The sequence below is a fragment of the Xanthomonas sp. CFBP 8151 genome (assembly GCF_011761885.1).
Lineage (GTDB): Bacteria > Pseudomonadota > Gammaproteobacteria > Xanthomonadales > Xanthomonadaceae > Xanthomonas > Xanthomonas arboricola_B.
Genome location: NZ_JAASQZ010000001.1, coordinates 204,636 through 228,081 on the forward strand (window position 1 = coordinate 204,636; position 23,446 = coordinate 228,081).

Annotated in this window: 23 protein-coding genes; 15 read left to right on the plus strand and 8 right to left on the minus strand. The window is 67.2% G+C overall.

What is annotated here, in order from left to right:
* Positions 1-77 precede the first annotated feature (77 nt).
* The 3 genes from FHT08_RS00965 to FHT08_RS00975 all read left to right on the plus strand — a co-directional run bounded on the left by FHT08_RS00965 (position 78) and on the right by FHT08_RS00975 (position 3,966).
* Positions 78-2,111: a PAS domain-containing sensor histidine kinase gene (locus tag FHT08_RS00965; RefSeq protein WP_166774742.1), complete on the plus strand. Its 2,034-nt coding sequence runs from the start codon at positions 78-80 to the stop codon at positions 2,109-2,111.
* A gap of 124 nt (positions 2,112-2,235) precedes the next feature.
* A complete protein-coding gene (locus FHT08_RS00970) occupies positions 2,236-2,556 on the plus strand; it encodes a DUF3247 family protein (RefSeq protein WP_166773989.1) in 321 nt (106 codons plus the stop codon).
* Between the two features lie 75 nt (positions 2,557-2,631).
* The gene (locus FHT08_RS00975; RefSeq protein ID WP_166773990.1) at positions 2,632-3,966 is read left to right on the plus strand and encodes a sorbosone dehydrogenase family protein; all 1,335 of its coding nucleotides are present in this window, start codon (positions 2,632-2,634) and stop codon (positions 3,964-3,966) included.
* A 108-nt stretch (positions 3,967-4,074) separates the two neighbouring features.
* Here the strand turns inward: FHT08_RS00975 and FHT08_RS00980 are convergent, their stop codons facing one another.
* On the minus strand, positions 4,075-4,335 hold the full coding sequence (locus FHT08_RS00980) for a hypothetical protein (protein WP_074052541.1): 261 nt from the start codon (positions 4,333-4,335) through the stop codon (positions 4,075-4,077).
* Positions 4,336-4,527: 192 nt separating this feature from the next.
* On the opposite strand from FHT08_RS00980, the gene FHT08_RS00985 reads away from it, so the two are divergent.
* Together FHT08_RS00985 and FHT08_RS00990 are read left to right on the plus strand one after the other, a co-directional pair.
* Positions 4,528-5,595: a class I SAM-dependent methyltransferase gene (locus FHT08_RS00985; RefSeq protein ID WP_166773991.1), complete on the plus strand. Its 1,068-nt coding sequence runs from the start codon at positions 4,528-4,530 to the stop codon at positions 5,593-5,595.
* Positions 5,592-6,305, plus strand: a complete 714-nt coding sequence (locus FHT08_RS00990) for a pseudouridine synthase (protein ID WP_166773992.1) — start codon at positions 5,592-5,594, stop codon at positions 6,303-6,305. The genes FHT08_RS00985 and FHT08_RS00990 overlap by 4 nt, the downstream gene beginning before the upstream one ends.
* Positions 6,306-6,380: 75 nt before the next feature.
* Here the strand turns inward: FHT08_RS00990 and FHT08_RS00995 are convergent, their stop codons facing one another.
* The 6 genes from FHT08_RS00995 to FHT08_RS01020 form a co-directional block, all read right to left on the minus strand.
* Positions 6,381-7,187: an SDR family oxidoreductase gene (locus FHT08_RS00995; protein WP_166773993.1), complete on the minus strand. Its 807-nt coding sequence runs from the start codon at positions 7,185-7,187 to the stop codon at positions 6,381-6,383.
* Between the two features lie 187 nt (positions 7,188-7,374).
* Complete coding sequence (locus tag FHT08_RS01000; protein WP_016903456.1) at positions 7,375-7,935, minus strand: DUF1415 domain-containing protein; 561 nt, start codon at positions 7,933-7,935, stop codon at positions 7,375-7,377.
* Between the two features lie 146 nt (positions 7,936-8,081).
* Positions 8,082-8,909 carry an alpha/beta fold hydrolase gene (locus tag FHT08_RS01005; RefSeq protein WP_104605958.1) on the minus strand — a complete coding sequence of 276 codons (828 nt, stop codon included), beginning with the start codon at positions 8,907-8,909 and terminating at the stop codon, positions 8,082-8,084.
* On the minus strand, positions 8,896-10,635 hold the full coding sequence (locus tag FHT08_RS01010) for an ATP-binding protein (RefSeq protein ID WP_166773994.1): 1,740 nt from the start codon (positions 10,633-10,635) through the stop codon (positions 8,896-8,898). Before FHT08_RS01010 ends, FHT08_RS01005 begins: the two co-directional genes overlap by 14 nt.
* Positions 10,628-11,092 carry a hypothetical protein gene (locus FHT08_RS01015; RefSeq protein ID WP_166773995.1) on the minus strand — a complete coding sequence of 155 codons (465 nt, stop codon included), beginning with the start codon at positions 11,090-11,092 and terminating at the stop codon, positions 10,628-10,630. Before FHT08_RS01015 ends, FHT08_RS01010 begins: the two co-directional genes overlap by 8 nt.
* A 133-nt stretch (positions 11,093-11,225) precedes the next feature.
* Positions 11,226-11,711: a YajQ family cyclic di-GMP-binding protein gene (locus tag FHT08_RS01020; RefSeq protein ID WP_016903460.1), complete on the minus strand. Its 486-nt coding sequence runs from the start codon at positions 11,709-11,711 to the stop codon at positions 11,226-11,228.
* Positions 11,712-11,817: 106 nt separating this feature from the next.
* On the opposite strand from FHT08_RS01020, the gene FHT08_RS01025 reads away from it, so the two are divergent.
* The 5 genes from FHT08_RS01025 to FHT08_RS01045 all read left to right on the plus strand — a co-directional run bounded on the left by FHT08_RS01025 (position 11,818) and on the right by FHT08_RS01045 (position 16,275).
* A complete protein-coding gene (locus tag FHT08_RS01025; protein ID WP_166773996.1) occupies positions 11,818-12,714 on the plus strand; it encodes a DMT family transporter in 897 nt (298 codons plus the stop codon).
* A gap of 198 nt (positions 12,715-12,912) precedes the next feature.
* Entirely contained in the window at positions 12,913-13,920 is a 1,008-nt protein-coding gene (locus FHT08_RS01030; RefSeq protein ID WP_053045908.1) for a methionine ABC transporter ATP-binding protein, read from the plus strand.
* Positions 13,917-14,612, plus strand: a complete 696-nt coding sequence (locus tag FHT08_RS01035; RefSeq protein ID WP_053045907.1) for a methionine ABC transporter permease — start codon at positions 13,917-13,919, stop codon at positions 14,610-14,612. The genes FHT08_RS01030 and FHT08_RS01035 overlap by 4 nt, the downstream gene beginning before the upstream one ends.
* A gap of 139 nt (positions 14,613-14,751) precedes the next feature.
* A complete protein-coding gene (locus FHT08_RS01040; RefSeq protein ID WP_053045905.1) occupies positions 14,752-15,555 on the plus strand; it encodes a MetQ/NlpA family ABC transporter substrate-binding protein in 804 nt (267 codons plus the stop codon).
* 162 nt (positions 15,556-15,717) lie between these two features.
* Positions 15,718-16,275 carry a DUF1453 family protein gene (locus FHT08_RS01045; RefSeq protein ID WP_166773997.1) on the plus strand — a complete coding sequence of 186 codons (558 nt, stop codon included), beginning with the start codon at positions 15,718-15,720 and terminating at the stop codon, positions 16,273-16,275.
* Positions 16,276-16,521: 246 nt separating this feature from the next.
* Here FHT08_RS01045 and FHT08_RS01050 read toward each other — a convergent pair whose 3' ends face one another.
* On the minus strand, positions 16,522-17,193 hold the full coding sequence (locus FHT08_RS01050) for an OmpW family outer membrane protein (protein WP_016901022.1): 672 nt from the start codon (positions 17,191-17,193) through the stop codon (positions 16,522-16,524).
* 181 nt (positions 17,194-17,374) lie between these two features.
* Here FHT08_RS01050 and FHT08_RS01055 point away from each other — a divergent pair, with 181 nt between their 5' ends.
* The 5 genes from FHT08_RS01055 (at position 17,375) to lpdA (ending at position 23,284) form a co-directional block, all read left to right on the plus strand.
* Entirely contained in the window at positions 17,375-17,896 is a 522-nt protein-coding gene (locus FHT08_RS01055) for a DNA-deoxyinosine glycosylase (protein WP_343204123.1), read from the plus strand.
* A 229-nt stretch (positions 17,897-18,125) separates the two neighbouring features.
* Positions 18,126-18,884, plus strand: coding sequence for a DUF2884 family protein (locus tag FHT08_RS01060; protein ID WP_166773998.1), 759 nt, complete (start codon positions 18,126-18,128; stop codon positions 18,882-18,884).
* A 128-nt stretch (positions 18,885-19,012) separates the two neighbouring features.
* The gene (locus FHT08_RS01065; protein ID WP_166773999.1) at positions 19,013-20,791 is read left to right on the plus strand and encodes a dihydrolipoyllysine-residue acetyltransferase; all 1,779 of its coding nucleotides are present in this window, start codon (positions 19,013-19,015) and stop codon (positions 20,789-20,791) included.
* A complete protein-coding gene (locus tag FHT08_RS01070) occupies positions 20,788-21,435 on the plus strand; it encodes a hypothetical protein (protein WP_166774000.1) in 648 nt (215 codons plus the stop codon). The genes FHT08_RS01065 and FHT08_RS01070 overlap by 4 nt, the downstream gene beginning before the upstream one ends.
* A 16-nt stretch (positions 21,436-21,451) precedes the next feature.
* Positions 21,452-23,284, plus strand: coding sequence for a dihydrolipoyl dehydrogenase (gene lpdA / locus FHT08_RS01075; RefSeq protein ID WP_154832682.1), 1,833 nt, complete (start codon positions 21,452-21,454; stop codon positions 23,282-23,284).
* Positions 23,285-23,446: the final 162 nt, after the last annotated feature.

A 23,446-nucleotide genomic window follows, 5' to 3' on the forward strand; every position in this document is an offset into this window, starting at 1 on the left:
CCGCGTCGGCTGGCCGTGCACCCGCTGACGACACCGGGCGTGGTTTCATCTGCTCGTCATCCGCCCTGGCATCACCCCTGGACCCCGATTTGAGCACCTCGACCACCAGCCCTGATCTGGCCACCAGCCTCCCGGCAGCACTCGCCGAGCCCCTCCTCGATCCGGGGATGTACCACGAGATCTTCCATAATCTGGACGCGGGGTTCTGCGTCATCGATCTGGTGTTCGAGGGCGAGCAGGCCGTCGATTATCTGATCCGCATGACCAACGGCGCATTCGAGCGCTACACCGGCCTGTCCAATGTATTGAATGTGTCCATTCGCGGCATGCTGGCCGATCACGAACAGGAATGGTTCGACCGTTACGGCTACGTCGCCCGCACCGGCAACCGGATTCACTTCGAAATGCAGGCCAAGGCGCTGCGCCGCTGGTATTCGGTCGATGCCTTCCGGGTGGGGCAACCGGAGCAGGCGCGGGTGGCGGTGCTATTCATGGACATCACCGAGCGCAAGCGGGTGGAGCGCGAACTGGCCGAGAGCGAGGCGCGTTTCAGCGCCCTGGCCGATGGCCTGCCGATGCCGGTCTGGGTGCTGGACGCACAAGGCGTGGTGCGTTTCGTCAACAGTGCCTATGGCGAATTTTTCGGTATCGACATTTCCAGCGGCACGGTGTCGGCCTGGAGCGAGTTGCTGCATCCGGAGGATCTGTCCATCTTCCAGTTCGAACTCGCCACGGCATTGGAAGAGCAGCGCGGCCTGCACGCCCTGGTGCGCGCGCGTCGCCACGACGGGCAGTGGCGCTGGATCGAGATGACCGCCACGCCGCGCTACTCGGCCGACGGGCGTTTCATCGGCTTGGCCGGCAGCAGCCCGGATGTGACTGAACAGCGCGAGATCGAACTGGCACGCGAGCAGCTGCTCGAATCCGAGCGCAGCGCGCGCAACGAAGCCGAGAGCATGGCGCGGCTGAAGGACGAGTTCCTGGCCACCTTGTCGCATGAATTGCGCACGCCGCTGACCACCATCCTGGGCTGGAGCGAGCTGTTGCTGCAGCGGGTCGAGGAAGGCCATCCCAACTACAAGGGTCTGTCGGTAATCGCCAGCAGCGCGCGGGCGCAGAAACGCCTGATCTCGGACATGCTCGATCTCAGCAGCATGTTGCTGGGTAAGGTGCAGCTGGAGGTCGAGTCGCTGGATCTGGTCGAACAGGTGCGCGAGGCCTTGAACACCCAGGAGCTGGCTGCCGAAGGCAAGGACCAGATGCTGGAGGTGCATGCTCCGCCGACGCCGTGTCTGGTGCTGGGCGATGCCACGCGGCTGCAGCAGGTGCTGTGGAATCTGCTATCCAATGCGATCAAGTTCACCCCGGCACATGGCCGCATCGACGTCAGCATCGAGCGCGACGATGGCCACTTGCTGGTATCGGTACGCGACTCGGGCGACGGCATTGCAGCGGAATTCCTGCCGCACCTGTTCGGCCGGTTCCGTCAGGCAGACGGTACTACCACGCGTCAGCATGGCGGCCTGGGCCTGGGCCTTGCGATCGTGCAGCAGCTTGTGGAGATGCATGGCGGCCAGGTCAGCGCCACTAGCGGCGGTCGCGGCAAGGGCGCCACGTTCACCGTACGCCTGCCTGAGCACATTCCCGATCAGGCCAGGCGTCCGCGGCGCGAGCTGCGCCGGCGGCTGATGTCCGAGCAGATCATCGAAGCGCGTGCGCTCAACGGCTTGCGCTTGCTGGCGGTGGAAGACCAGCCGGACATGCTCGATTACCTGCGCCGTCTGCTGGAAGAGCAGGGCGCCGAAGTGGTCACCGCCGGCAGCGCCACCGACGCGCTGGCGCTGATCGATCATCGCGGCCACGCGCGCTTCGATCTGATGCTGACCGACATCGGCATGCCGGGCATGGATGGCTACGGGCTGATCCGCACCGTGCGCGACAACATGGGACTGGACGCGGCGGCCCTGCCGGCCGTGGCGGTGACCGCACTTGCACGTGACGACGATCGCAAGCGCGCGCTGGACTCCGGCTTCCAGGAGCATCTGGCCAAGCCCTACAGCGTTGCCCAACTGGTCACTGCGGTACGCGCCGCGCGCGAATCGGTGGAGTGAGGCCAAAGGCGGCGATGTCGCGCCGCTGCGTCGTCAGACCCGCTGCCAAGCGAAAGAGGCTGTTTGCTGCCTCTTTCACAGCGTGTGGCCTAGCGTGGTGCGTTCCCTCGATAGAGATGACGCCATGTCCAGATACGCCCCGCATGTCTATTCGGAACAGGTGCAGATCGCCACGCTCGAACATTGGGTATCACTGCTCGGTGGCCAGGAGCGCGTCCGCGTCGAGCTCGACGACGGCAGCATGATCAGCGGCACCGTCGCCGTGCGTCCGAGCATCCAGACCTATCTGGACGACCAGCAGCGCGAAGGACTCAACGGCCAGTTGCGCATCGACCGGCTCGATCCCGCGCAGGAGCCGCACTGGATCTGGATGGATCGCATCGTGGCAGTGCACCCCCTGCCGTTGGGCCCTGATCCGCAAGTTGCGCCCCGAGCCACGCATTGACGATGTGTTTACTTCTCGTCATGGCGTTGGCGGCATGATGGCCGATTGTCGTAACTGTTCAGGATTGATCGCGCAATGAATGCTCCCGCGTTGAAGCTCGCCCGCTGGCCGCTGTCGTTATTGACCGTCGCCATCCTCGCCGCCTGCGGCGATACCGCCACGCTTGCCATCGAACAGGGGACCGGGCCGAACCCGCAATTGCCCGAGCCGGTCAAACGCCTGATCCCCACCGTCAAGGTGGCGCCGGTCAAGCGCTGGACCGAAAACGCCAAGCCGATCGCCGCCGACGACCTGCAGGTCGCCGCGTTTGCGCGCGATCTGGATCACCCGCGCTGGGTCTATGTGCTGCCGAACGGTGACGTGCTGGTGGCCGAGACCGCCGAGCCGCCCAAACCGGAAGAGGCCGAAGGCGGCGGCATCCGCAAGAAGGTGCAGGGCGCAATGATGAGCAAGGCCGGCGCCGTGGTACCCAGTGCCAACCGCATCACCTTGCTGCGCGATGCCGATGGCGACGGCGTGGCCGAAGTGCGCACCCAGTTCATCAGCGGCCTGTTTTCCCCGTTCGGCATGGCGTTGATCGGTGATCGTTTCTACGTCGCCAATGCCGATGCGCTGGTGAGCTTTCCGTACAAGCCGGGCGAGACGCATATCACCGCCAAACCGACCTTCGTGGCCAATCTGCCCGGCGGCTTGAATCACCACTGGACCAAGTCGCTGCTGGCCAGTGCCGATGGCAGCAAGCTGTACGTTGGCGTCGGTTCCAACAGCAACGTGGCCGAAAACGGCATGGAGGCCGAACTCAACCGCGCCGCGATCCTGGAGGTCGACCCGGCCACCGGCAGCAGCCGGGTGTTCGCCAGCGGCCTGCGCAATCCGGTCGGCACCGCCTGGGAGCCGCAGAGCAAGTCGCTGTGGGTGGTGGTCAACGAGCGCGACGAGATCGGCAGCGATCTGGTGCCCGACTACCTGACCTCGGTGCGAGACGGCGGGTTTTATGGGTGGCCCTACAGCTACTACGGCCAGCATGTGGACGAGCGGGTCAAACCGCAAAACCCCGAGCTGGTGGCCAAGGCGATCAAGCCCGACTACGCGCTGGGCCCGCATACCGCCTCGCTGGGCATGAGCTTTGCCAGCGGAAGCCTGCTGCCGGAGCGCTTCCGCCAGGGCGCCTTCATCGGCCAGCATGGTTCGTGGAATCGCGACCCGCCCAGTGGCTACAAGGTGCTATTCGTGCCGTTTGTCGATGGCAAACCCAGCGGCACGCCGATCACCGTGCTGGACGGTTTTCTGGACGCCGAAGGCAATGCGCAGGGGCGCCCGGTGGGCGTGAGCCCCGACAATACCGGGGCACTGCTGGTGGCCGACGATGTCGGAAATGTGATCTGGCGCGTGACACCCAAGACGCGTTGATCCTGACGACGCGCTGGCCCGGGCGTTCAAACAAAAAAACCGGGCCCAGGCCCGGTTTTTGATGCGCGTGCCGCGGTCATGCGCGGCATCACGCCAATGCGTTTACGCTCAGCGCGGCGGTTCCGGGGACGCGCTGAAACGCCGTGCATAGCCGCGTTCTTCGGTGATCCGGCTGATGTCGTCATCGGCCATTTCCGGCGCGCCATAGACCGCATACGCCACGCTGCCATCCTCGCGCTCGCCGACCTGGTGCAGGCGATAACGCGGCCGGCCGGCGCCGGTGTTTTCGGGATAATGCATCGGCGGCGGGGTGTCATCCAGATCCATTTCGCTGTTGTCGACCACTCCACCTACGAACAGGGCTCGCATCGCGTCTCTCCGGTATTGGTGTGATTCCAGCCTAGGCGGGAGGATGTTGCGTGCGCATCAATAGTCCGTATAGACATTGAAAGGGCGGCCGTCCGCAGGTCACGCAATGGACCGCTTACCCAAGCGGGCGCCAGGGCGGGCGGCAGGCGCCGCTCCCTTACAATGGCAGCCTGTTCCCGACCCGATGATCCGATGGCTGGCCCGCACGATGCCCCGCTTCAAGCTCTGTTTCTGCCCTTTGCCCAGGGCGTGCTGCCATGGCCCAGCGGCCCGGTGCTGTTCCTGCGCGCGCGCGACGGGTTCCCGCTGCGCGAGCATGCGGCCGCCGACGCACTGACCTGCGAGCAGAGCTTTCGCCCTTTCGCCGAGACGCTGGAGCGCAATGGCTGGAGCGTGCGCGACGAGAGCGAGATCGAATCCGACAGCACCCGTTATGCCTTGGTGCTGGTGCTGCCACCGCGGCAACGCGAGGAAGCGCGTGCCTTGTTCGCGCGTGCGGTTGCGCTGGCCGCACCGGGCGGCCGTGTGGTGGCCTGCCAGTCCAACAACGAGGGTGCGCGCTCGGGCGAGGCGGATCTGCGTCAGCTCACCGGTCTGGCCGGCAGCCTGACCAAGCACCACTGCCGCACCTACTGGAGCGCGCCGCTGCCTGCCGACACCGATGCGGCGCTGCAGGCGCGCTGGGCCGCGCTGGATGCGCCGCGCACGATTCTGGACGGGCGCTTCGTCAGCCGCCCCGGTGTGTTCGCCTGGGACCGCATCGATCCTGCCTCTGCGCTGCTGGTCGAGCATCTGCCGAGCACGCTGGCCGGACACGGCGCCGATCTGGGCGCGGGCTTCGGCTATCTGTCGGCCGAGGTGCTGGCGCGTTGCCCCAACGTCACCGGACTGGATCTGTACGAGGCCGAGGCGCGCGCGCTGACCCTGGCACAGCGCAACCTGCAGGCCGTCACGCACCCGGCGCAGCTGCAGTACCACTGGCGCGACGTCACCGCCGGCCTGGTGGCGCAGTACGATTTCATCGTCAGCAATCCCCCCTTCCACACGCCCTCGCGTGCCGATCGCCCGGATATCGGTCAGCGCTTCATCGCCGTGGCCGCGCAGGTCCTGCGCCCGGGTGGACAGCTGCTGCTGGTCGCCAACCGGCATCTGCCCTACGAGTACGTGCTCAACGAAAGCTTCGGACAGGTGCGCGTGGCTGCCGAACGCGATGGTTTCAAGCTGATTTCCGCCATCCGCGGCCGCGGAGCGCGCGCATGAAGCTGGTCAAGCACATCGCCAACCTCGGCTACGGCAGCCGCAAGCAGGTGACCCAGTTGTTTCGCCAGGGCGCGGTCACCGACGCCGCCGGCGAGGTGCTGTATGCCGACGACCAGGTGGAGCACGATGCGATCCGTATCGATGGCGAACCGCTGGATCCGCCAGCGGGCTTCAGCCTGTTGTTGCACAAGCCCAGCGGCTACACCTGCTCGACCAAGGACACCGGCCGGCTGATCTACGAACTGCTGCCGCCGCGCTTCCGTTCGCGCGCACCGGTGCTGGCGCCGGTGGGGCGGCTGGATCGCGAGACCAGCGGCATGTTGCTGATGACCGACGACGGCGCGCTGCTGCACCGGATCATTTCGCCCAAGTCGGCGCTGGACAAGGTCTACGACGTCACCCTCGCCGACGATCTGCGTGGCGACGAAGCGGCCCTGTTTGCCAGCGGCACCCTGTTGCTGGAAGGCGACGCCAAGCCGCTGCTGCCGGCCGAACTGGAAGTGCGCGGCCCACGCCAGGCGCGCCTGACCTTGCACGAAGGCCGCTATCACCAGGTGCGGCGCATGTTTGCCGCCGCCGGCAATCACGTGGTGGCCTTGCACCGCAGCCGCATCGGTGGGTTGTCGCTGGACGGTCTGCCGCCCGGGCAATGGCGCGCGCTGGCGGCGGGGGATCTTGCGGTGTTGTTCGGCCGCAGCGCGCAGGCCTGATCGGCGTTGCGTTGATTGCGCATGCGGCGATCGCCGCGTGCGCGATCTGCTGCAAGCCACCTGCGCTGTAATCGTTCAGACGTACTGCATCTTGCGCGACATGCCGCCATCGACGATGAATTCCTGCCCGGTCACAAAGCCGGACAGCTGCGGCGACAGCAGATAGACCGCCAGTTGCGCGATGTCTTCCGGCGTGCCGACCCGTCCGGCCGGATGCTGGGCATGATCGCGCCGCGACAACTTGGGTGTGCGCCGACGCTGCGGTGCGCGCCAGGCGTCGGTGCTGATCCAACCCGGGCTGATGCTGTTGACGCGCACCTGCGGGCCTTCGCTCAGCGCCAAGGCGTGGGTGAAGGCCACCAGCCCGCCCTTGGCGGCGGCATAGGCTTCGCTATGCGGCTCCGATTGCCAGGCGCGGGTGGAGGCGATGTTGACGATCGCGCCGCCGCCCTGGGCCTGCGCCAATGCGGGCAAGGCCTGCTTGCTGCACAGGAAGGCGCCATGCAGGCTGGCCAGCCGTCGATTCCACTCGTCCCAGTCCAGTTGCGGCAATGGCGGCACATGCGGATCGGCCACGCCGGCGTTGTTGACCAGGCCATCCAGGCGCCCAAAGCGTGTAAGCGCGGTGGCGATCAGGCGCGCTGCCTGGGCCGGGCGCGCGGCATCGCAACGCACGAAGGCACTGCGTCGCGGCAATGCCCACTCCTGCAGGCAGGCCTTGCCGGCATCGGCATCCAGGTCGCCGATCACCACGCTGCCGCCGGCGCCCAGCACTGCCTGCGCGATGCCACGGCCGATGCCTTGGGCGCCGCCGGTGATCACCACCACGCGGTCCTGCAACGGGGAGGGACTCCATGCGGAGACGGCGGGGGTCAGGGGCATCGGGCGCACCATGGCAGTGAAGTCGCGCGCACTGTAACGCGGGCGCCGTGGTGGCCGTAGCAACGGGGTCGCTGCGTGCGAAGCACGCAGATTGATGCCTTGTCCGCAGTCATCGCGCCATGCCGAGTCGCTGCGCGCCGGCATCGTTGCGCGTTTCAGGCACGCGCCGCAGCACGCGATGCAGCGGTCAGTGCTGCGATGCGCTCAACAACCGCTCCCAGCCGTCCTGGCCCAGGCGTTCCAGCGTCTGGATGTTGCGTTCGACGATCACGTCCGGGTCCGGAAATGCGGCCACCGCACGCTCCACGCTGTCTTCGCGCAGCAGGTGCAAGGTGGGATAGGGCGAGCGGTTGGTGAAGTTGGCCACGTCATCCACCGCCGCGCCTGCGAACTGATAGTCCGGATGGAAGCTGGCCACCTGCAACACGCCGCCCAGATCCAGCGCTTCCACCGCCGCATCGGCGTTGTCGAGGAAGTCGTTGTAGTCCAGGAAATCGGTGAGCACGTCCGGATGCACGATCAAGGTGGTGTCGATCTGCTCGGCCGGCGTGTCGCGCAGCAACACCAGTTCTTCGGCCAGTTGTTCGAGCAGCGCTTCGGGCGTGCTGGCATCGCTGAGCACCAGCCGCACCTGCTCCTTGACGTAGACCGCCTTGGCGAACGGACACAGATTCAGGCCGATCACCGCGCGCTCGATCCACTGGCGGGTGGCGGTCAACGGGTCGAGCGTGGCAGGCGTGGTCGTCATCGTGGCGGCGGCGTGATGGTGGGCCAGTGTATGCGATCGCTGCCGGCGCGGCCGCCTGTGCCGATGTGGCGCAGCGCGGAACAGGCCCTGCCGAAAAACTGGGTGCGTTCGGGAAGAAACCACAGCAGTTGCGGCTCTCGTGCAGCCTAGGCGTCATCCGCGTGCGCATCTGCGCCGACATGCAGACACAGAAACGCACTCGATGCCTTTGCAACCTCTTCGGCGTGCGCGGTCTTGTGCGGCGAGCCGATCGCATGCGCGCCGGTGTCGAAGGCCATCGCGCAGGTGTGCTCCGGCGCGGTGCCGAGCGCAGCGAACATCGCCAGCATCGCCGGCACCGAGGCGGTTGGATCCTGCTCGCCGCTGGCAGCGCGGTAATAGCCCAGAAACACCGGGCATTGCACGCGTGGCCACGGTGGATCGGCGGCAACCGCGTCGAACAGGCTGCGCAGCGCGCGGAATCCATCCGGGTGGATGGTGCTGGACCAGAACGCCAGCGACGCGGCGGTGCGCGGGCGCGGGTCGGTCAAGGGCGTTTGCGCGGCGCAGACCTGATCCAGCAGCGCCGGGTCGGCCGGCCGGATGCCCGGTGACCAGGCGATTACCGCAGCCACCGCGTCGGGACGTTGCGCCGCAAGCCACAGGCCCAGCGTGGCGCCCATGGACGAACCGACGATCGCCACGCGCGCGCCCATGCGCTGCGCCTGCGCCAGGGCATCCATTGCCGAGGCCTGCAACATCGCCGGCGTCAGCCCCTGCATCGCATCGGCGGCGCTGCGGCCATGCCCGGGCCAACGGTGCACGTACAGGTTGGCAGCCAGCGCGTCGGCCATCTGCTCGGGCAGTTCGCCGGCTTCTCCCGGGCTGGCGGTGAACCCATGCAGGTACAGCAGCGCCAGCGGCGTGCGCGTCTGCGCGGCGGTGTGCCAGTGCCGGCGTGCCGCGTTGCCCGGTTTCAGGTCAGCCGGTTGCATGGGTGGCATGCGCGGCGAGGATGGCCAGCAATTCGTGCGCGTTGATCGGTTTGGACAGATAGCCGGCCACGCCGGCAGCGGTGGCTTCGCGCATGGAATCGGTGCGGGTGTCGGCGGTCAGCACGATGATCGGCGGCAGGGCGGCGATCGCCGCGCGCGCCTCGCCCAGCGCGTCCCAGCCCGAGGTGCCGGGCATGTGCAGGTCGAGAAACACCAGGTCCGGCTCCGCCTCGCGGATGCGCTGCACCGCGTTGCTGCCATCGCTGTGAAAGCTCACCCGATGCCCGGCGCGGGTAAGCAGATTGCCGATCACCAGCCGATTGGTGTCCATGTCCTCGAACACCAGGCAATGCAGTGGCGGCACCGTCGCGGCGTGTTGTTGCAGGGCCTCGCGCAGTTCCGGGGGCCGGTAGCCTTGCGCCGCGGCAGCGGTCAGTTCGAAGGTCCAGCGAAAGACGCTGCCGCCGCCGGGGTTGTCGCGCACGCTCAGGCTGCCGCCCATCGCATCGGACACCGACAGCGCAATGAACAGGCCCAGGCCGACTCCGCCTTCGGCGCGGCTGAAACCGGTGCTGAGCTGGGTGAAGGGGGTGAAGATGTAGGCCTTCTGGGCGTCGGGAATGCCGATGCCGGTATCGGTCACGGTCACCGCGATCGCCCAGCGCTGCTGCACCGGCGTGGCGGTCATCAGCACGTCGACCACTCCACCGGCCGGGGTGAACTTGATCGCATTGATGACCAGATTGGTGATGACCTGTTCGATACGCCCCTCGTCACCGATGACGTCAGGCGCCGGCGCCGCATCGCTGCGCAACTCCAGCGCCACCCCCTTGGTCGACGCTGCACTCGCGCACACCGCTTTGACCGTGGCCAGCACGTCGAGCAGGCTCAGCGACTTGCTGTGCAGCTGCAGCCGGCCACCGTCGATGCTGGCCACGTCGATCACCTCGTTCACGCGATGCCGCAGCGCGATCGCATTGACCGTCATTGCCTGCATCAGCTCGCGCTGTTGCGCCGACAAGGTGTCGCTGTCGATCAGCTGCGCGCAGTTGATGACCGCGTTCAACGGCGTACGCAGCTCGTGGTTCATGGTGCTGATGAAGCGGCTCTGCGCATCGCGCGAGGCCAGCGCCTGCAAGGCGATCTCCTGCATCGCGCTAACGATGCGCGCCACCAGCAGCGGCAGCACCACGCTCAGTGCCACCGCATACACGAAGTACGCAGGCCGCGACAGCCAGTAGCCGGCCGGCGCGGTCAACAGCATCAACACGAAGGTGCTGAGCAGCACCGGCAGCGTCGCCTTCTGCCCGTAGCGCGCCACCGCGGCGATGGTGATGAAGGGCAGGAAAGCATTCAGCGACATCAGCAGGATGAAGGCCAGATAGGTCTGGATGCCGATGAACAGCAGGTTCATCGCAAATCCGAGCGCATCCAGCCATTCGCCCGGCGGGATGATCCTGCGTCGCACCAGCACCATCCAGATCACCGCCACCACCCACAGCGTTGCCGCGGTGGGGAAGACTGCCTGCGCATCCTTGACCAGCACCGGCTGCGGTCCGTACAGCCAGCCGAAGCACCACAGGGCCACGATGGTCTGCACGATCACCCGGCCGACGCAGGCGCGGTATTCCAGGAACGATTCGAACAGCCGCACCAGTCGGTCATTGCGCAGCTGCCGGGCGGCCAGAATCAGGCCGGGCGCTGCACGGTTGGATCCACTACGCATGGGGGGCGGTGTCGTCGTTGGGGAGGGTGCGCCGGTAATTCTCGACCAGCAGGCCGGCCGCGGTTGCAGTCGCGGTGTAGCGCTGCGCAAGCGCGGACCCGGGTTCGTCGCCGTCGACATCGTTGCGCAACTGGTCGCAGGCGTTCAGCAGTTCGCCAGAGCCGGTCAGCGAGATCGTGTTCTTGAGCGAATGGATCTGCTCCATTGCCTGCGCCCGGGTGGTGCCGGCCTGGCCGAGGGTGCAGCTGGCAATGGAATGCTGCACTTCCGCCGCAAAGGCATCGGCGAGCGCTGCAGTCGCCACCGGGTCCAGCCCGGCCAGCGTGTGCAGCGTCGAGCCGGTTTCGATGCGTGGCTGTGCATGCGCCACGGCGCCCGCCGTCCCGGCAGCGGGCGGCGCCTGGGGCGGTGTTTCCGGGCGCGCGCGTTGCAGCAAGCTGGAGAACAGGCCGCGCATCCGCGCTTCAGATCCGTAACGCGTCGGCGCGACCGTCACCGATGCCCGGGTGTCGGATGGCCGGCACGCCGCGCTGCGCGGCCCGCCTGCCCAGCGCGGCAGGACAAGGCGTCATGTATGCCACCAGGCGCACTCAGTCGCGGAAGTTGTCGAACTGTAGCGGCAGCTCGAAATCGGCCTTCTTCAACAGCGCCATCGCGTCCTGCAGGTCGTCGCGCTTCTTGCCGCTCACGCGCAGCTTGTCGCCATTGATCTGCGCTTCGACCTTGAGCTTGGCTTCCTTCAGCTTGGCGACCAGCTGCTTGGCCTGTTTCTGCTCGATCCCCTGCTTGACGGTGACCTTCTGGCGCGCACCGGCCAGGTTGGTTTCCATGTCGCCGAACTCCAGGCAACGCACGTCGATGCCGCGCGCCAGCAGGCGCGCGCGCAGGATGTCGGTCATCTGCTTGACCTGGAAATCGCTGGGTGCGGACTGGTTGATCGCCTTGCCGTCTTCCAGCTCGAACCTGGCCTCGACCCCCTTGAAATCGAAGCGGGTATCCAGCTCGCGATTGGCCTGGTCCACTGCATTGGTCAGTTCGTGCTTGTCGACTTCGGACACCACGTCGAAGGAAGGCATGCAAAGCTCCTGCTCTGTATAAACAGCCGCCATTCTAGGGCATCGCGTCATCGCCCCTGTCGACACACGGTTGGCAGTCTGCGCGCAAGCGCAGCGATAATGGTCCATGCCTACCACCCGCTCTCCGCTTCCCGCCATTGCCTGGATGGTGGCCGCCGTGGCCTGCTTCTCGCTGATGGACGCGGCGATGAAGCTGCTGTCGGCGCATTACCCGCCGCTGCAGGTCACCTTGCTGCGGGGCGCCGCCTCTCTGCCGTTCGTGCTGGTGTGGGTATTTGCCACCGCCGGCCCGCGCTCGATCGTGCCGGTGCGCTGGGGCCTGCACCTGCTGCGCGGGGCGCTGGGCATGGTAATGATCGGCTGCTTCGTCTACGGCCTGAAGCGCATGCCACTGTCGACCGCCTACACGCTGTATTTCGTGGCGCCGTTGCTGGTGGCGGCGCTGTCGGTGCCATTGTTGGGCGAGCGGGTCGGGCCACGGCGCTGGACGGCGATCGGCATCGGCCTGGTCGGGGTGATCGTGGTGTTGCGCCCGGGCGTGGACGGGCTGGTCTCGCTGCCCGGGCTGATGGTGCTGCTGGCGGCCACCGCCTATGCCATCGCCGCCATCAGCGTGAGCCTGCTGACCCGCACCGACACCCCGCAGGCGATGGTGGTGTGGTTCCTGCTGTTCATGGCGGTCGGCGCCGGCCTGCTGGCCATTCCCGACTGGGTGCCGTTGCGGGGCGAGCACGCCTGGCTGATCGCCGGCATGGGCCTGGCCGGCGCGCTGGGGCAGATCGCGCTGACCCAGGCCTTCCTGCGCGGCGAGGCCTCGATGATCGCGCCGCTGGAATACACCGGCCTGGTCTGGGCGATCGGCTGGGACTGGCTGCTGTGGCAGACCCTGCCCGACGGCTGGACCTGGACCGGCGCCGGCATCATCGTCGCCAGCGGGCTGTATCTGCTGCGCCGCGAGCGGATTCGCCAGGGGGATCTGCCGATGTCGCTGGATAAGCCGTGACTGGGGATTGGGGATTAGGGATTCGTTAAAGCAACTGCAGGGCGCTCTGGCTTTTGCGAATCCCGAATCTCCAATACCCAATCCCGTCCTATGCCAATCCCCAATCCCGACTCCCGAATCCCTAACTTAGAACTCAATGGAATATCGTCCGCAAACATTGACTGGTAGGCTTCACGGCCCCCCAATCGGCCACGCGCGGTGATCCAGTTTCAGCGCCTGCACAAGTCTTATTCCGTTGACGGTCGCCAGATCGTGGCGCTGCATCCACTCGATCTGCGGATCGGCCCCGGCGAGGTGTTCGGCATCATCGGCCACTCCGGTGCCGGCAAATCGACGCTGATCCGGCTGATCAACCGGCTGGAAGAACCCAGCGGCGGGCGGCTGCTGATCGGCGGCGAGGACGTCACCGCGCTGGACAGCCAGGGCCTGCGCGCGCTGCGCCGGCGTGTCGGGATGATCTTCCAGCACTTCAACCTGCTGTCCTCGCGCACCGTGGCCGGCAACGTGGCGTTTCCGCTGGAACTGGCCGGCACCCCGCGCGCCGAGGTCGATGCGCGCGTGGCCGAGCTGCTGGCGCGGGTCGGGCTGGAGCAGCATGCCAGCAAGTATCCGGCACAGTTGTCCGGCGGGCAGAAGCAGCGCGTGGGCATTGCGCGCGCGCTGGCCACCCGGCCGCAGATCCTGCTGTGCGACGAGGCCACCAGCGCCCTGGACCCGCAAACCACCGCTTCGGTGCTGCAGCTGCTGGCGCAGATCAACCGCGAGCTGGGCCTGACCATCGTGCTGATCACGCACGAGATGGACGTGATCCGCCGCGTCTGCGACCGCGTCGCGGTGCTGGATGCCGGCAGGCTGGTGGAAACCGGCCCGGTGACCGAGGTGTTCCTGCACCCGCAGCACGCCACCACCCGGCGTTTCGTGTCCGAGGCCGAGCACGTGGACGAAGCCGAGCTGCATCGCGACTTCGCTGCGGTGGGCGGGCGCATCGTGCGGCTGACCTTCCTGGGTAACGGCACCTACGAACCGGTGCTTGGCCGTATCGCCCGCGAGACCGGGGTGGACTACAACATCCTGTCCGGGCGCGTGGACCGCATCAAGGACACCCCGTATGGCCAGCTCATCGTCGCGCTGACCGGCGGCGACCATAACGCGGCACGCGCCGGCTTCGTCGCCGCCGGCGTGCAAGTGGAGGATCTGCGCGTATGACTCTGTCGATCGCCGCGACAAGCGGGTTTTTCCGCAATCTGGACGCCGCCAAGTGGGGCGACATCGGCCAGGCCACGCTCGATACCTTGCTGATGCTGGCCGGTGCGCTGCCGTTGACGCTGCTGATCGGCCTGCCGCTGGGCGTGGCGCTGTTCCTGTGCGGTGCGCCGCAGCTGCGCCGCCGCCCGGTGCTGTATGGCGTGCTCGCGGCACTGATCAACCTGCTGCGCTCGGTGCCCTTCATCATCCTGATGATCGCGATGATTCCGCTCACGTTGATGCTGATGGGCACCTCGCTGGGCGTGCGCGGCGCGATCCTGCCGCTGGTGGTCGGCGCCGCACCGTTCTACGCGCGGCTGGTGGAAACCGCCTTGCGCGAAGTGGACCGTGGAATCATCGAAGCCAGCCAGGCGATGGGCGCCACCACCCGCCAGCTGGTGGTGCGCGTGCTGCTGCCCGAAGCGCGCCCGGGCCTGATCGCCGGCGCCACCGTGACCACCATCGCGCTGATCGGTTTCACCGCGATGGGCGGTGCGATCGGCTCCGGCGGGCTGGGCGATGTCGCGTACCGCGAGGGCTATCTGCGCTCGCATTCGGATGTCGCGCTGATCACCGTGATCGCCCTGCTGGTGCTGGTGCAGCTGCTGCAGATGCTGGGCGACCGGCTGGTGGCGCGCTACAGCCGGCGCTGAGCTCGATCGGGACCGCGTGTCGCCGTGGCGCGCACAGGGCCATGCAAGAAACACGGGCCTGCCGATCGCCGCTACACCCGCGGTCTGCTAGGTTTAGCGCTTGCGGCAGTGCCGCATTCCTCCTCCCACGGACCCCCACATGAGCACATTCGCGTTTCGTTCCCTCCTGGCTGCGGCCACGCTGGCCCTGGCCTCCTGTGGCGGTAGCGGTGGCAGCAGCGGCGGCGACACGCTGACGGTGGCCGCCACCGCGGTGCCGCATGCCGAGATCCTGGAGGTGGTCGAACCGCTGCTGGCCAAGCAGGGCGTCAAGCTGGACGTGCGCGTGTTCAACGACTACGTGCAGCCCAACGACCAGGTTGTACAGAAGCAGATCGACGTCAATTACTTCCAGACCGAGCCGTATCTGGACGCCTACAACCGCGACCGCAAGAGCCAGCTGGTGACCGTGATCGGCGTGCATATCGAACCGTTTGGCGCCTACTCGCGCCGGTTCAAGGCATTGGCCGAGCTGCCCAACGGCGCCGATGTGGTGATTCCCAACGACCCGAGCAACAACAGCCGCGCGCTGATCCTGCTCGACAAGGCGGGCGTGATCAAACTCAAGGATCCCAGCAACGCCTTGTCCAGCCAGCGCGATATCGTCGAAAACCCCAAGCAGCTGAAGTTCCGCGAGCTCGACTCGGCGATGCTGCCGCGCGTGCTCGACCAGGTCGATCTGGCGCTGATCAACACCAACTACGCACTCGACGCCGGCCTCAATCCGACCCGCGACGCCCTGGCGATCGAAAGCAAGGACTCGCCATACGTGAACTTCCTGGTGGCGCGCCCGGACAACAAGGACGATCCGCGCGTGCAGAAGCTGGCCAAGGCCTTGACCAGCCCGGAAGTGAAGGCGTTTATCGAGCAGAAGTACAAAGGCGCAGTGTTGCCGGCGTTCTAAGGGCGCCTGACAACACCACTGCGCTCACCGCAAGGCGCGCGAGCGGTGCTCGGCATCGGCGTGTACGACGCCGATACGCCGGTGACTGCACAACCTCCCACGCCACCTGACGCCCGATCGCCACGGGCTGTGCTGCCACCCTTCGCCGCCATCGAGCATCCGATGCCACTTCTCCTTGCCATACCGCTGGCCGTGATCATCGCCCTGGCGGTGTTCGCGGTGCTGTTGCCGTTGTCGCTGGTGCAGCGCTTTCGCGTCGGCACCGCGCGGCGGCAGGCACGCGGCTGGCTGTTGATGATCAATCTGGTCTCGGCCGGGCTTTCCACCGTGTTGTTCGTGATCTTCGTGTTGATCGCCGCCGCGTTCTGGCCCGGCGCGATCAGCCATGCCGCCTTCGGCTGGGCCTGCGGGCTGGCGCTGGGGCTGCTGGCACTGCGTCTGACCCGCTTCGAGCGCACCCAGCAGGGGCTGTTCTACCGGCCCAACCTGTGGCTGGTGCTGGCCTTGACCGCGCTGGTGGTGGTACGCGTGATCGCCGGCATGGTGCAGGGGTGGCGCAGCACCTGGCAGGGGGAGGCCTGGCCCACGGAAGGGTGGCTCAGTCACGTCAGCCTGTTGGGCGCGGCCGGCGTATTGCTCGGCTATGCGCTCGCCTATGCCACCTTGCTGTGGTGGCGCTGGCGCAGCGCGCGCCTGCGCGGCAGCGTCTACTGGCGCTGAGCCCGCGCTCCTACATCAGCGAATGTCGATGCTTCACTGTCCGCATCACCCGCATCACCCACACTCGAACCGGTATGCAATGGGCACGGGCGCGGGCGGGCCACCCAACACACGCAGCGCTCTCTCACAGATCGCGCGCGAGATTCGGTGCTCCGAAGTGGATGCGGCGCCGCGATTTCAACGCATAAAAAAAACGGGCCTTGCGGCCCGTTTTCTGTTCGACTGAAACGTCGCTTGCCGGCGTGCTTAGAAGCGCGCGCCGACGCCGAAGCCGACGGTCCACGGATCCAGTTCCAGCTCGCTGCCGGTGCCCTGGCCGCCCACGCGCAGTTCCGGGCGCGAACGCATGTAGCGGGCGTCGGCACGTGCGAACCAGGTGGAGTTGATGTTCATGTCCACGCCGACGGTGCCGATGACACCCTTGGCGGTGTCCAGGCCCACGTGCTGGCCGGTGGCCGACGCCGCGTCGATCTTCTCGTTGCTGAAGTTCGACTCGTAGTAGCCCACGCCTACGAACGGACGGAACACGTTATCGGCCTGGCCGAAGTGGTACTGGCCGCTGATGGCGATCGGCTGCTGCTCGACGGTACCGATCTTGCCCACGCCATCGGCGTTGACACGGTGGTTGAACTTGTCGGCGGCGCCCCACAGCTCAACGGCCCAGTTGTCGTTAATGTAGTAGCTGGCGCTCAGCGTCGGTGCCGGGCCGCCATCGACGTCCAGGCCCGGAGCCGGGTCGTTCTTCGGCTTGATCAGAGCAACACCGCCGACCACTGCCCAATGCTTTCCGGAAGCGCTATCGGCGCTGGTGGAAGCCGAGGAGGTGTCGCCGGTGTAGGTGGTGTCTTGTGCAAATGCCGACGGCGCAAACGCAAGTGCGGATACGGCAGCCAGGCTCAGGATGGAAATGGCACGCATTGGGGGTCTCCTCAGTGTTCTTGTTAGGCCCGTGGAGTGGGCCGCGCCAAAGCTATTCCTGAAAATCTGAATCCACGCCCACCCGTGGCTCGCTAAAATTTCGTTTGTTCAGCAAGTTTCCGGAGAAGGCCGTGGCTGCAACAGGCAAGCTGAAAAAGACATTCACGCAGATGCGATCGCCGTGACGAAAACCGACCTGTTGCAGGGCCTTCCAGCGCACATTCCTAACGATTGCCGTGTCCTGGTGCTCGGCTCGATGCCGGGCAACGCCTCGTTGCATGCGGCGATGTACTACGCCCATCCGCGCAACCGTTTCTGGCCGCTGATGCAGGAACTGCTGGGCATCGATGCCGGGTTGGCGTATCCGGCGCGCCTGTTGGCGCTGGCCGGCTGCAGGGTCGGCCTGTGGGATGTGATCGGCCAATGCGAGCGGCGCGGCAGCCTGGACACCGCCATCGTCGCCAGCAGCATCGTGGTCAACCCGCTGGCGGCACAGCTGGCAACGCTGCCGCAGCTGCGCGCTGTCGCCTGCAACGGTGCGGCCGCCGCGCAGGCATGGCGCCGCCATGTGCAGCCGCTGCTGCCGCTCGCACTGCACACGGTGCCGGTGTGGGCGTTGCCGTCCACCAGCCCGGCCAATGCGGCATGGTCGCTGCCACGGCTTTGCGCGGCCTGGCAGCCACTGCGCGACGCACTGGATTAGCGACGCTGGATCGCCGCGACCAATCGATGATCGAAGACGTCAGCGAATGGCGGCGTGCGAGCGATGTGCCTGCGTCGGGGCGGATTTGGCCGACACCTGTCACCACTGCAGCGCCGGCCTTGTTGGTCAGGGCGCAGCCACCGGCCGGAAGTCATGCCAGCGTCCGGCACGGGCAAGTGCCACTCCCGTGCAGGCATGCTGCAGCCAACGCATCAACGGAAGCGACCAGATGGCGATCAAGCACGCACTACCGATGGCGGCAGGCCTGCTGCTGGGCCTGCTGGTCGCCGTACCGGCCGCCAGCGCCGACGATCTGCACTGCAATGTCAGCAGCGACTACGACCTCACGCTCAACCCGCGCAGCCTGATCCTGATCCGCGCGTCGGGCACGCCGCAGCGGCTGGTGATGCGCCAGGGCGCGTTGTTCGTCGATGACCGCTGGGTCGCGGTGAGCGCGCACGATCGCGCGCGGTTGATCCAGTTCGAGCGGCAGACCCGCGACGTGGTGCCGCTGGCGCAGGAGGTTGGGCGTGAAGCGGCCGATATCGCCGTCACCGCGCTGGGCGAGGTGGCGGCCGGCTTCAGCCGCAGCCCCGAGGCCACGCGCGTGCAGCTGGCGGCCGTGCGCGAAAAGATCGACACCCGCCTGAAGCAGAGTTTCGGCAAGAGCCAGCTCACCTCGATCGATATCGATGACGACATCGGCGCGATGGTGGCCGAGCTGCTGCCGCAGCTGATCGGCGATGTCGTCGCCGGTGCGGTGCAGTCGGCACTGACCGGAAACGATCTGCAGCTGCGGTCGCTGGAAGGGGTGGAAACGCGCATCGAGCGCCTGATCGAGCCGCAGGCGCGGGCGTTGCGGCCACGCGCGCAGCAACTGTGCACGCGGGTCGAGGCGCTCGACGGCTTGGACAATGCGCTGGCGTATCGTTTGCCCTCGGGCGAGCCACTGCAACTGTTGCGGGTCGATCGACGCGCGTCGAAATGATCCGGCGCATGCGCCGGCGAACGCTGCATCCCGTCCGGTGCGCGACTTTTTCCACGGCAATGGTTGGCGCTGCGGCCCGCAGCCGGCCACAATAGGGGTTTCCCCATTCTGTTGCCGGAGTTCCCCGTATGGCCGAAATCAAGGAAGCACTTGTCCCCGATATCGGTGACTACAGCGATGTCCCGGTAATCGAGGTGCTGGTGTCGGTCGGCGATACGGTCAGCAAGGACCAGAGCCTGGTCACGCTGGAATCGGACAAGGCCACGATGGAAGTGCCCTCGTCGGTGTCCGGCGTGGTCAAGGAGATCAAGGTCAAGGTCGGTGATGCGCTGTCGCAGGGCGCGCTGGTGGCTTTGATCGAAGTGGCCGACGCCGGCGCCGAAACCGCCGCCGCGCCTGCACCCGCCGCCGCTCCCGCCGCCCCGGCCAAGGCTGCGCCCGCTGCCGCGCCGGCGCCTGCCGCCAAGGCAGAACCGGCTGCGCCTGCGGCGTCCTCGGAAGGCGGCCTGATCGAGGCCCGCGTGCCCGATATCGGCGATTACACCGACATCCCGGTGATCGAGGTGCTGGTCGCCGTCGGCGATACCGTCGCCAAGGACCAGAGCCTGGTCACGCTGGAATCGGACAAGGCCACGATGGAGGTGCCGTCTTCGGCCGCCGGTGTGGTCAAGGAACTCAAGGTCAAGGTGGGCGACACCCTCTCGCAGGGCAATGTGGTGGCGATCATCGCTGCCAGCGATGGCGGCGCCGGTGCGGCGCAGTCCCCGGCCAAGCCCACCACCGAGACCGCCGAAACCGCCGGCAAGGTCGAGCCGGTCGCCGTGTCCGCGGTACCGGACAAGCTGGCCCAGCGCGAGATCGCGCAGGTGCAGGGCGCGCGGTCCAGCGAGGCGTCGCAGCCTGCGCAGGGTGGTCAGCCGTCGGCCGGGCAGCCGTCCAGCCCGCCGGTGACCTTCGACGCCGACAGCGTGCTGCCGTCCAAGGTGGCCTACGCCAGCCCGGTGGTGCGCGTGTTTGCGCGCGAGCTCGGCGTGGATCTGAACCAGCTCAAAGGCAGCGAAAAGGGCGGCCGTATCACCCGTGAGGACGTGCAGCGCTTCGTCAAGGCCGCACTCAGCGGCGGCGCGCCCGCCGCAGCCGGTGCCGCACCGGCCGGTGGCGGCAATGGCCTGAACCTGCTGGCCTGGCCGAAGGTGGACTTCAGCAAGTTCGGCGAGACCGAGACCCAGCCGCTGTCGCGCATCAAGAAGATTTCCGGTGCCAACCTGGCGCGCAACTGGGCGATGATTCCGCACGTCACCCAGTTCGAATCGGCCGACATCACCGACCTGGAGGCCCTGCGCGTGGCGCTGAACAAGGAAAACGAGAAGGCCGGCATCAAGCTGACCATGCTCGCCTTCCTGGTCAAGGCCAGCGCCGCGGCGTTGAAGAAGTTCCCCGAGTTCAACGCCTCGCTGGATGCGGCCGGCGAGAACCTGACGCTGAAGAAGTACATCAACATCGGCTTCGCCGCCGACACCCCGAACGGCCTGGTCGTGCCGGTGATCCGCGACGTCGACAAGAAGGGCGTGCTGCAGATCGCGCAGGAAAGCGGCGAGCTGGCCAAGAAGGCGCGCGACGGGAAGCTCGGCCCGGCCGACATGAGCGGCGGCTGCTTCTCGATCAGCTCGCTGGGCGGCATCGGTGGTACGGCGTTCACGCCGATCATCAATGCGCCGGAAGTGGCGATCCTGGGCGTGTCCAAGTCGGCGATGCAGCCGGTATGGAACGGCAAGGAGTTCGCCCCCAAGCTGATGCTGCCGCTGTCGTTGAGCTACGACCACCGCGTCATCGACGGCGCGTTGGCCGCACGCTTCACCACCTACCTCAGCCAGGTGCTGGCCGACATGCGCCGCGTCCTGCTGTGAGAGCAGCGCTGCTGACCTTCGCCCTGCTGGGCGTGCTGCCGTGGACATCCGCGGCGGCACGCGAGTGCGAGAGCACGCTCGGGCGCGGCTGGCCGCCGGCGGTGGGCAACTATGGCACCGCGGTGACCACGCTGCTCGACGCCGGCACCCGGCCGAGCCTGTCCTTGCTGACGCTGCCCACCCGTGGCGTGGAAAGCGGCGTATCGCTGGTGCCGGGCAAGGACGGTGCCGACTGGACCCTGCGGCATAGCCGCGCCGACGAGCGCGTCTACAGCTGGGTCAGCCAGAGCGATCGCGGCAGCGTGCAGTTCCGCACCGCGCACACCCCGGAAACGGTCGAGATCCCGATTCCGGCGGCGTTGGCAAGGCGCCTGGTCAGCAACTGGACCGGCGCACTGACGCAACTGGCGCCGAGCGGTCGCAGCGCGCCGGTGAGCGAGGGCGAGGTGCTGTCGTTCCAGGTCGATGGCGTGCGTTACAGCGGCACCCGCCCGAGCTGCGGCGCCGGCGAGTTGCTGCTGCAGCAGGCCGCGTTGCTGATCGAAGCCAGCGAAGGCAAAGAAAAGAAGCGCGACAAGCGCTGGACCCAAATCGAATCGTCGCTGGATGAACTCCAGCAGACGCTTGCCGGCACGGCCGGTTGAGCCACAGGAGAAGCAAATGGCGGTCATTGAAATCAAGGTTCCCGACATCGGCGATTACAGCGATGTCCCCGTCATCGAAGTGCTGGTCGCCGTCGGCGACAGCGTGGTCAAGGATCAGGGCCTGGTAACGCTGGAGTCGGACAAGGCCACGCTGGAAGTGCCGTCCTCGGCCGCCGGTGTGGTCAAGGAGCTCAAGGTCAAGGTGGGCGACAGCCTGTCCGAAGGTGCGCTGGTGCTGCTGCTGGAAGCCGAAGGCGAGGCCGCCGCACCGGCTGCGCCCGCCAAGGCCGACAGCAAGCCCGCACCGGCGGCTGCGGCGCCTGCCGCCGCGCCCGGCAGCAAGCCGCCGGTAACGCCGTCGCATCGCGCGCCGGCCGAACCGGCGCCGTCCAAGCCGGCGCTGGCCAGCGGCAAGCCGGCCGATATCGAATGCAAGATGGTGGTGCTCGGCGCCGGCCCTGGCGGCTACACCGCCGCGTTCCGTGCCGCCGACCTGGGCCTGGATACGGTGCTGATCGAGCGCTACGCCAGCCTGGGCGGGGTCTGCCTCAATGTCGGCTGCATCCCGTCCAAGGCGCTGCTGCATGCCGCCGCGGTGATCGACGAAGTGGCGCACGCCGGCGATTTCGGCGTGGACTTCGGCCAGCCCAAGATCACCCTGGACAAGCTGCGCGAGTACAAGGAAAAAGTGGTCGGCAAGCTCACCGGCGGCCTGGCCAGCATGGCCAAGCAGCGCAAGGTGCGCACCGTCACCGGCGTGGCATCGTTCGTGTCGCCCAACGAGCTGGAGATCGTCGGCGACGACGGCAAGACCCAGCTGCTGCGCTTCGAGCACTGCATCATCGCCGCCGGTTCGCAGGCGGTGAAGCTGCCGAACTTCCCGTGGGACGACAAGCGCGTGATGGACTCCACCGACGCGCTGGAACTGCACGACATTCCCAAGACCCTGCTGGTGGTCGGCGGCGGCATCATCGGCCTGGAAATGGCCACGGTGTACAGCGCGCTCGGCAGCAAGGTCACCGTGGTCGAGTTCATGGATCAGCTGATGCCGGGCGCCGACAAGGACCTGGTCAAGCCGCTGGCCGATCGCCTGAAGAAGCAGGGCGTGGAGGTCCATCTCAAGACCAAGGCCACCGACGTCAAGGCCGACGCCGGCGGCATCACGGTGTCGTTCGAAGCGGCCACCGAGGGTGAGAAGCCGGGTCTGCAGGCCACTGCCTACGACCGCGTGCTGGTGGCGGTCGGCCGCACGCCCAACGGCAAGAAGATCGGTGCCGACAAGGCCGGCGTCACCATCACCGAGCGCGGCTTCATCCCGGTCGATCGGCAGATGCGCACCAACGTGCCGCACATCTTCGCCATCGGCGACATCGTCGGTAACCCGATGCTGGCGCACAAGGCCACCCACGAGGGCAAGCTGGCCGCCGAAGTGGCTGCCGGCGAGAAGAAGGAATGGGTGGCGCGGGTGATTCCGTCGGTCGCCTACACCAACCCGGAAATCGCCTGGGTCGGCGTGACCGAGACCGAGGCCAAGGCCAAGGGCCTGAAGGTCGGCGTGGCCAAGTTCCCGTGGGCCGCCAGTGGCCGCGCGATCGGCATCGGCCGCACCGAAGGCTTCACCAAGCTGATCTTCGACGAAGAAACCCACCGCGTGATCGGTGGCGCCATCGTCGGCGTGCATGCCGGTGACCTGCTGGCCGAGATCGGCCTGGCGATCGAGATGGGCGCCGAAGCCGAAGACATCGGCCATACGATCCACGCGCATCCGACCCTGAGCGAATCGGTCGGCATGGCCGCGGAGGTCTACGACGGCACCATCACCGACCTGTATATCCCGAAGAAGAAGTAGGCGCCGGCATCTGCTGCGTGGCCAACGACGCCCCGCCTTGCGCGGGGCGTCGTCGTTGCGGCGTGCCGCCAGGACGAGCGGCACGGTCGGTCAGGCGGTGCGGCCACTGCCACGGAGAGGCACTGCATGCGCTGCGGAATGCTGTGCGTGCTAATGGTCTGC

Bases quoted from the DNA above. Each gene is read 5' to 3' on its own strand.
- FHT08_RS00970 (WP_166773989.1), top strand. From the start codon at position 2,236: ATGTCCAGATACGCCCCGCATGTCTATTCGGAACAGGTGCAGATCGCC.
- FHT08_RS00975 (WP_166773990.1), top strand. From the start codon at position 2,632: ATGAATGCTCCCGCGTTGAAGCTCGCCCGCTGGCCGCTGTCGTTATTG.
- FHT08_RS00980 (WP_074052541.1), bottom strand. From the start codon at position 4,335: ATGCGAGCCCTGTTCGTAGGTGGAGTGGTCGACAACAGCGAAATGGAT.
- FHT08_RS00985 (WP_166773991.1), top strand. From the start codon at position 4,528: ATGGCTGGCCCGCACGATGCCCCGCTTCAAGCTCTGTTTCTGCCCTTT.
- FHT08_RS00990 (WP_166773992.1), top strand. From the start codon at position 5,592: ATGAAGCTGGTCAAGCACATCGCCAACCTCGGCTACGGCAGCCGCAAG.
- FHT08_RS00995 (WP_166773993.1), bottom strand. From the start codon at position 7,187: ATGCCCCTGACCCCCGCCGTCTCCGCATGGAGTCCCTCCCCGTTGCAG.
- FHT08_RS01000 (WP_016903456.1), bottom strand. From the start codon at position 7,935: ATGACGACCACGCCTGCCACGCTCGACCCGTTGACCGCCACCCGCCAG.
- FHT08_RS01005 (WP_104605958.1), bottom strand. From the start codon at position 8,909: ATGCAACCGGCTGACCTGAAACCGGGCAACGCGGCACGCCGGCACTGG.
- FHT08_RS01010 (WP_166773994.1), bottom strand. From the start codon at position 10,635: ATGCGTAGTGGATCCAACCGTGCAGCGCCCGGCCTGATTCTGGCCGCC.
- FHT08_RS01015 (WP_166773995.1), bottom strand. From the start codon at position 11,092: ATGCGCGGCCTGTTCTCCAGCTTGCTGCAACGCGCGCGCCCGGAAACA.
- FHT08_RS01020 (WP_016903460.1), bottom strand. From the start codon at position 11,711: ATGCCTTCCTTCGACGTGGTGTCCGAAGTCGACAAGCACGAACTGACC.
- FHT08_RS01025 (WP_166773996.1), top strand. From the start codon at position 11,818: ATGCCTACCACCCGCTCTCCGCTTCCCGCCATTGCCTGGATGGTGGCC.
- FHT08_RS01035 (WP_053045907.1), top strand. From the start codon at position 13,917: ATGACTCTGTCGATCGCCGCGACAAGCGGGTTTTTCCGCAATCTGGAC.
- FHT08_RS01040 (WP_053045905.1), top strand. From the start codon at position 14,752: ATGAGCACATTCGCGTTTCGTTCCCTCCTGGCTGCGGCCACGCTGGCC.
- FHT08_RS01045 (WP_166773997.1), top strand. From the start codon at position 15,718: ATGCCACTTCTCCTTGCCATACCGCTGGCCGTGATCATCGCCCTGGCG.
- FHT08_RS01050 (WP_016901022.1), bottom strand. From the start codon at position 17,193: ATGCGTGCCATTTCCATCCTGAGCCTGGCTGCCGTATCCGCACTTGCG.
- FHT08_RS01060 (WP_166773998.1), top strand. From the start codon at position 18,126: ATGGCGATCAAGCACGCACTACCGATGGCGGCAGGCCTGCTGCTGGGC.
- FHT08_RS01065 (WP_166773999.1), top strand. From the start codon at position 19,013: ATGGCCGAAATCAAGGAAGCACTTGTCCCCGATATCGGTGACTACAGC.
- lpdA (WP_154832682.1), top strand. From the start codon at position 21,452: ATGGCGGTCATTGAAATCAAGGTTCCCGACATCGGCGATTACAGCGAT.